Origin of the sequence: Thioclava sp. UBA3469, from assembly GCF_002378135.1 — a bacterium.
GTDB classification, from domain to species: domain Bacteria; phylum Pseudomonadota; class Alphaproteobacteria; order Rhodobacterales; family Rhodobacteraceae; genus Thioclava; species Thioclava sediminum.
Window position 1 is genome coordinate 1 of record NZ_DFRG01000108.1, and the last position, 5,925, is coordinate 5,925.

Here is a 5,925-nt window from a genome sequence, read left to right on the forward strand (position 1 = left end):
CTCGACGGCGGGGCGGGGACCGATACGCTCGACGGCGGCACGGGCAACGACACGCTGCATGGCGGCGCGGGCGGCGATATCCTGTCGGGCGGAACCGGCATGGATTATGTCGACTATTCCGATTCCGCGAGCGCGGTGAACATCAACCTCGGCGCGGGCACGGCCACGGGCGGCGATGCGACGGGCGATACGCTCAGCGGCGTCGACGGGATTTACGGCTCGGCAGGCAACGACACGCTGATCGGCTTCGACGGCGCCTCCTCGGACCCGATTGATGGCTACACCAACGTCTTCTACGGCAATGGCGGCGACGACTATATCGACGGCGCGGGCGCGGATGACATCCTCTACGGCGGCACGGGCAACGACACCGTGCTGGGCGGATCGGGCAACGACACGCTTTACGGCGACGCAGGCAATGACAGCCTCGTTGGCGGCACCGGCGATGATACGCTCTTCGGTGGCGACGGGAACGACGTCCTGCAGGGCGGCGCCGGCAGCGACCAACTCGACGGCGGCGCGGGCAATGATACGCTCTCGGGCGGCGGCGGCGACACTCTCGTCGGCGGCGCGGATGCCGACAGGTTCATCGACCTCGTCCCCGGCGACACGATCGACGGCTCGGAGACGGGCGACGATTTCGACATCATCGACCTCAGCGACTGGGGCTGGGACAATGTCGCCGTGCATCGTGACGCGGCGAACCCGGAAAACGGCACGATCGATTTCTATGACGGCAATGGCGCGGTCGTCGGCACGGTCAACTTCTCGAATATCGAAAAGGTCATCCCCTGCTTCACGCCGGGCACCTTGATCGCAACACATAGCGGCGCCCGCGCGGTCGAAAGCCTGCAGGTCGGCGATCGCATTCTGACTCGCGACAGCGGCTTTCAGGTCATCCGCTGGATTGGCACCCGTGCGCTCAGCGCGGCGGAACTGCTGGCGAAGCCGGAATTCCGCTCCATCAAGATCGCACCAGGCGCGCTGGGCGCGAACCAGCCCGAGCGCGAGATGCGCGTCTCGCCGCAGCACCGCATCCTACTGACCGGGCCGCGCGCGCAGCTGATCGCGGGCGAGCCGGAGGTGCTGGCCGCCGCGCGCCATCTTGTCGGGTTGCCGGGGATCGAGATCGACGAAGAGGCCGAGGCGGTCACCTATATCCACGTGATGTTCGATAATCACGAGATCGTTTTCTCCGACGGGCTCTGGACCGAAAGCTTCCAGCCGGGGCAGGCGACGATGAACGATATGGATCAGGCGCAACGGGCCGAATTGCTTGCGCTCTTCCCGGAACTGGACGGCGAAGTCGAAAGCTATCTCGCCGCGCGGCCGAGCCTGAAACGCCATGAGGCCCGGATCATCGCGGCCGCCTGACCCGGCGCGAGCCACTTCCGCGTGACCTGCTTGCCCTTGCGTTCCCCCGCTCCGGATCGCTACAGGGGTTATTGACCCGTGGATCAATAAAAGGAGCGCGCTGCAATGCCTGACCTCGAAACCGCCGCCAAGGACGACAGCAAGCCGCGCCCGAACATCCTGATCCTGATGGTCGACCAGCTCAACGGGACGCTCTTTCCCGATGGTCCGGCGGAGTGGCTGCACACGCCCAATCTGCGCAAGCTGGCCGAGCGTTCCGTGCGGTTCGAGAACGCCTATACCGGCTCGCCCCTCTGTGCGCCGGGACGGGCGGCCTTCATGTCGGGCCAGCTTCCCTCGACGACGGGCGTCTATGACAACGCGGCCGAGTTCCGCTCGGACATTCCGACCTATGCCCACCACTTGCGCCGCGCGGGCTACCAGACCTGCCTCTCGGGCAAGATGCATTTCGTGGGCCCCGATCAGCTTCACGGGTTCGAAGAGCGACTGACCACCGATATCTACCCCGCCGATTTCGGCTGGACCCCGGATTACCGCAAGCCCGGCGAGCGGATCGACTGGTGGTATCACAATATGGGCTCGGTGACCGGGGCAGGGGTAGCCGAGATTTCCAACCAGATGGAATATGACGACAATGTCGCCCATGAGGCGAAGATGAAGCTCTACGATCTGGCGCGCGGCAACGATGCGCGCCCGTGGATGCTGACCGTCAGCTTCACCCATCCGCACGACCCCTACGTCGCGCGCAAGAAATACTGGGATCTCTACGAGGATTGCGACCATCTCGAGCCCGAGGTCGGCACGATCCCCTATGAGGAGCAGGACAACCACTCGAAGCGGATTTTCGACGCCAATGACTGGCGCGAGTTCAACATCACGACCGAGGATATCCGCCGCTCGCGCCGCGCCTATTTCGCGAACCTCTCCTATCTCGACGACAAGATCGGCGAGCTGCTGCAGGTGCTCGAAGACACCCGGCAGGAGGCTACGATCCTCTTCGTCTCCGATCACGGCGACATGCTGGGCGCGCGGGGGCTGTGGTTCAAGATGAGCTTCTACGAGGGCTCGTCCCGCGTGCCGCTGATGATCTCGGCACCGGGGCTGGAGCCGGGTCTGGTCTCCGATCCGGTCTCGACGATCGACGTCACGCCGACGCTGTGCGATCTGGCGGGTATCTCGCTGGACGAGATCGCGCCATGGCTCGACGGGCATTCGCTGCTGCCGCAAGCCAAGCGCGAGCCCCGTAAAGAGGCGGTGGCGATGGAATATGCCGCCGAGGCGTCTTACGCGCCGCTCGTGAGCCTGCGCAAAGGGCGCTACAAGCTGAACCTGTGCAATCTCGATCCCGATCAGCTTTTCGACGTCGAGGCCGATCCGCATGAGTTGACCAACCTCGCGGGTGATCCCGCCCATGCCGAGGCCTATGCCGCGCTGAAAGCCGAAGCCGCCGCGCGCTGGGATCTGGATCGTTTCGACGCGGACGTCCGGGCCAGTCAAGCGCGCCGCTGGGTCGTCTACGAGGCGCTCAGCCAGGGCGGCCAGTATCCGTGGGATTACCAGCCGCTCAAGAAAGCTTCCGAGGCCTATATGCGCAATCACATGGACCTTAACGTGCTGGAAGAAAACAAACGTTTCCCGCGCGGGGAGTAAGGGCGCACGGCCCGGGGCGTGCCAGCCCCGGGCCAATCCCTGGCGCCTTTCACTACCCCGTGAGCGCCTTTCCGGAACGCCGCGCCGCCCTAAGCTGTTGTCCAACCCAACAGGCAGACAGGAGATCGACCATGAGCGTTCCGACCCTCACCCTCAATGACGGCATCAAAATCCCGCAGCTGGGCCTCGGCGTCTGGAAGATGGACGATGCCGATGCGCCCGCCATCATCCAAAACGCTCTCGACGCGGGCTATCGCCATATCGACACTGCCGCCGCTTACGGCAACGAGGCGGGCGTGGGCCGCGGCATCGCGCAAAGCGGCGTGGCGCGCGAAGACATCTTCGTGACCTCGAAGCTCTGGAACGACCGGCAGGGCTATGACGAGACCAAGCGCGCCTTCGACGAGACGATGGGGAAGCTGGGCTTCGATTATCTCGACCTCTACCTGATCCACTGGCCCATGCCCGCCAAGGACAAATATGTCGAGGCGTGGAAGGCGCTGATCGAGCTGCGCGACGCGGGCCGTATCCGCGCGATCGGCGTGTCGAACTTCCTGCCCGACCATCTCGAGCGGCTGATCGAAGAGACCGGCGAGGCGCCCGCGATCAATCAGGTCGAACTGCATCCGCGCTTCCAGCAGGCCGCGCAGCGCGAGGTGCATGAAAAGCTCGGCATCACCACCGAATGCTGGTCGCCGCTGGGGCAGGGCGAGGCGCTCGCGAACCCGATCCTGACCGAGATCGCGGCCCGCTATGGCAAGTCGGCAGCACAGGTCACGCTGCGCTGGCAGATTCAGCTGGGCTGCGTGACGATCCCGAAATCGGCCAATCACGAGCGGATGCGCGAGAATATCGACGTGTTCGATTTCGAGTTGACGGAAGGTGAGATGGCGCAGATCAAGGATATCGACGCTGCGGAAGGCCGCATCGGGCCGGACCCCGCCACCGCCGATTTCTGAGAGGGCCGATGGGTCATGCCACCCCGGCGACGCAGGCGCTGACCCGTGCCAAGCTCGCCTTCGATCTGCACGAATATGCCTATGAGGCCGGTCAGGAGAAGATCGGCCTCCATGCGGCTGAGGCGCTCGGAGTGGAGCCTTCGCGGGTTCTCAAGACCCTGATGGTCGAGGTGGATGGCAAGCCCGCCTGCGCGGTGATCCCGTCCGACGCGACGCTGTCGATGAAGAAGGTGGCTGCGGCCTTCAGGGGTAAATCCGCGAAGATGATGGAGCCCGCCAAGGCCGAGAAGCTGACCGGGTTCCACACCGGCGGCATCAGCCCCTTCGGGCAGAAACGCGCAAGCCCCGTCGCGTTTGAGCAGAGCGCGCTTGGCTATGACAGGATCATACTGAACGGCGGCAAGCGCGGGCTGATGATCGAACTTCGCCCCGATGAGGCGCTGTCAGCCGCGCGGGCCGAGGCAAAGCCCCTCATCGCCGATCAGTGACCGCCCATCCCCTTGCGGATGCGTCGGATCATCAGCCAGACCGCGAGGATCACGATCGGCGTCAGCCCCGCCATCATCAGCTCTTTGCTCAGCCCGATCTTCTTCGAGAGCGGATAGGCGAGGTAGCCCGCGACCGAGATCGCGTAATAGCTGATCGCGACCACCGACAACCCCTCGACCGTGTGCTGCAGCCGCAGCTGCAGGTCCGACCGGCGATCCATGCTTTCCAGCACTTTCTGGTTCTGCGCCGAGCGTTCCACGTCGACCCGCGTGCGTAGCAGTTCGCCCGCGCGCGCCGCCCGCGTCACCATCTGGCGCAGCCGCGTTTCGGCCGATTTGACCGTGCGCACCGCCGGATCGTAGCGACGAGCCATGAACTCGCTGAGCTTCTGTCGCCCCTCGAAGCGGCTCTCGCGCAGGGCCTCCACCCGCTCGCGCACGATCGCCTCATAGGCACCGGTCGCAGAGAAGCGGAAGGAATGTTGCACCGCGAGGCTCTCCAGTTCGGCGGAGATTTCCAGCAGGTCGTGCAGCGTCTCTTCGGCGGAATTGGCGTCGTTGCCCATCCCGTCCACGATCTCGGTCAGGCGCGGGTCGAGCGCATTGAGCCGCTTCGACAGATCGCGTGCCCGCGCAAGCCCGAGCATCGACATCGCACGGTAGGTTTCCAGCTCGCAAAGCCGCTGCACCGTGCGCCCGATCCGCCCCGGCCCGGTGCCGGGCCGCGCGAAGACGGCAAAGCGCATCTGCCCGTTCGGATCGATCCGGAAATCGCCCGCGACCACCGCCGCCCCGTCGAGCACCCAGGTGCAGACGAGGCTTTCGGTGACGAACCATTGCTCCAGCAGCGGCGAGATGTCGTCGGGGTTCTCGGGCAGCTCCTCGATGCGGATCTGCACCGCCGCAATCCGCCCGCCGGGTGCCGCATCGATCCAGCTATCGGGGTAGATTTCGGTCTCCGCCGGGTCGAAGGCGCGCGACGACACGCCCTTGCCGAAAGCGAGATAGGTGGTGAACTCGGTATGGCTTTCCCATTTCACCTCGTGGCGTCCGATCTTGCCGCCGTAATGGGTGATCCCCGCCTTCGGCTGCGCCGCGCCATTGCGCGTCAGAAGATCGACGAGGTGATCGTGATCCTTTCTGCGGTCGCGATTGGCAGCGTCGCGCGGCTCCTTGAAGGCGACATAGACCGCATGTCCCGGCACGCCCAGTTTCGGATAGGGGCGGGCGTGCAATTCGTTCACGAGCGCATAGCGCTGGGGATGGTCGGGCAGGTGGGGCTTTGGATCGGCGGTCATCTCTCAAGTCTCGCTCACGCGGGTGTTACCCTCTAGCTGCGGCGAAATTCCCCGCTGATCAAGCGTTTGATGGCATGCATCGGAATACCGGGCAAATCTGCCACAGAGCCGCGCGGATCGCGACGGGGCAGGGGGCTCTGCCCCCTCGGCCTGACG

General features: G+C 65.1%; 5 protein-coding genes. 4 read left to right on the forward strand and 1 reads right to left on the reverse strand.

What is annotated here, in order from left to right; genetic code table 11:
* The 4 genes from B3D39_RS09015 to ybaK form a co-directional block, all read left to right on the forward strand.
* The coding region (locus tag B3D39_RS09015; RefSeq protein ID WP_286789612.1) for a Hint domain-containing protein at positions 1 to 1,374 on the forward strand (1,374 nt) is incomplete at its 5' end.
* 105 nt (positions 1,375 to 1,479) lie between these two features.
* The gene (gene betC, locus B3D39_RS09020) at positions 1,480 to 3,024 is read left to right on the forward strand and encodes a choline-sulfatase (protein ID WP_274963509.1); all 1,545 of its coding nucleotides are present in this window, start codon (positions 1,480 to 1,482) and stop codon (positions 3,022 to 3,024) included.
* Between the two features lie 131 nt (positions 3,025 to 3,155).
* Positions 3,156 to 3,983 carry an aldo/keto reductase gene (locus tag B3D39_RS09025; RefSeq protein ID WP_274963510.1) on the forward strand — a complete coding sequence of 276 codons (828 nt, stop codon included), beginning with the start codon at positions 3,156 to 3,158 and terminating at the stop codon, positions 3,981 to 3,983.
* Positions 3,984 to 3,991: 8 nt separating this feature from the next.
* Positions 3,992 to 4,471 (forward strand): Cys-tRNA(Pro) deacylase, encoded by a 480-nt coding sequence (ybaK, locus tag B3D39_RS09030; RefSeq protein WP_274963511.1) that lies wholly within the window; start codon positions 3,992 to 3,994, stop codon positions 4,469 to 4,471.
* Here ybaK and B3D39_RS09035 read toward each other — a convergent pair.
* Positions 4,465 to 5,769 (reverse strand): DUF3422 family protein, encoded by a 1,305-nt coding sequence (locus B3D39_RS09035; protein ID WP_274963512.1) that lies wholly within the window; start codon positions 5,767 to 5,769, stop codon positions 4,465 to 4,467. The two genes, ybaK and B3D39_RS09035, sit on opposite strands and share 7 nt — an antisense overlap.
* Positions 5,770 to 5,925: the final 156 nt, after the last annotated feature.